Below are 1,234 nucleotides of genomic sequence, written 5' to 3' on the forward strand. Positions count from 1 at the left end.
CTTTTGCAACCATAACAGGACGATCATTAACATTGCGCCCAAGTTCTTTCATGTTGCTCATGAATTCCTTTAAAAGAAGTATTTTATTGGGATTAGAGATATCGTCAAACAGATGTTGCATTGGTTCTAGATCACCATTTTCTGCTACAGCAACACTGGCGAGCATCATGCGTTCTTTTGTAATCAGTGAAAAATCAAGCTGATGCCCTGCGGCTTTGGCAAGATTTTCAAAAAAGACCCGTTGTGTACGTCCATTTCCTTTTCTAAAAGGATGAAGTTGGTTAAGGGCGTTAAATAAGCTTATTGCTTCAGCGTTAAATTTCTCGCGCGTTAAGCCTTGCAAATTATCTTTTTCGGCAAGCGTTTGATCTAATTTTTGTAAACCGTCTTGGATTTCATCACCGAGTGCAAAAGGATTTTCCCATCCTGTTCTTTTCATTTCGGGCATAGCGGCTATGGTGCCATCTTCAAATGTAAAGGGGAGATGGCGCAGATATCCAGCCCATTCAAAGGTATTTTTAAATAAGTGGTGATGAATAGAGCATAGATAGGAGCTATCAAACTTTTCTGGTAAGGGGGCTTCACGCAGATTAACCATTGCTTCTGCTGTATCATGTGAGCATTTCTCCAGAAAGGATTTTAAGTCTTTTATTCCATATTTATTTTTGAGTGTTGTGGTGTTTGGGTAGACATAATGATGGGGAGAAACTGTCTGTATATTTTTTGTCTTTGCTTTTGCTTTTGGCATTGTAGCTTCCTTATAATTTTACGTTATCCATAAGAGTGTTAAATTCCTCGAGTGAAATATTCCCCTTTGCGTATTCTTCTAAAATTTTGAGTGTTGTAGGATGAAGCGCTATTCCCTCTATCGCATGGGTGCTGATGGCTGCTTCAACGGCTTCACGGCGTTTTTTTAATTCTTCTTCTGTCATCGATAAAAGATTTTCTCTATTTTCTGTTTCGTTGGTTTTCATGCATTTTTTCTCTTATTTGCAATCGTTGCTTTAAAAGAGCCTTTGGCAGCCGGTGTGATCTTCTTTTAGTCACCTCCAAAGATGTTTCGTTGTTTGAAGGGATCGTAATAAATTTCTGTGACCTTAAATTTTCCTTCAATCCGTTTGCATTGGATGATGATATCAATCATTGAAATCAACAGGCCTCGAATATCATCACGCTCTAAATCACCACCGCCTTCACTTTCTTTGACCAAAAGGGTCATCTGCTCAAAGGCTGC

Annotated in this window: 2 protein-coding genes and 1 pseudogene; all 3 read right to left on the reverse strand. The window is 38.9% G+C overall.

The features are described from left to right. Positions 1-748: Fic/DOC family protein (locus ACFIL8_RS10545; protein ID WP_375689723.1), on the reverse strand; the 748-nt coding region annotated here is incomplete at its 3' end. Positions 749-758: 10 nt separating this feature from the next. Beyond that, on the reverse strand, positions 759-974 hold the full coding sequence (locus ACFIL8_RS10550; protein WP_375610603.1) for an antitoxin VbhA family protein: 216 nt from the start codon (positions 972-974) through the stop codon (positions 759-761). A gap of 65 nt (positions 975-1,039) precedes the next feature. After that, a pseudogene (locus tag ACFIL8_RS10555) lies at positions 1,040-1,234 on the reverse strand (P-type DNA transfer ATPase VirB11); the annotation flags it as partial.

The sequence above is a fragment of the Bartonella sp. AP57NXGY genome (assembly GCF_042195805.1).
Classification (GTDB): Bacteria; Pseudomonadota; Alphaproteobacteria; order Rhizobiales; family Rhizobiaceae; genus Bartonella.

What these genes read in the sequence shown, in the direction of transcription:
- ACFIL8_RS10550 (WP_375610603.1), bottom strand. Translation starts at nt 974, where the DNA reads ATGAAAACCAACGAAACAGAAAATAGAGAAAATCTTTTATCGATGACA.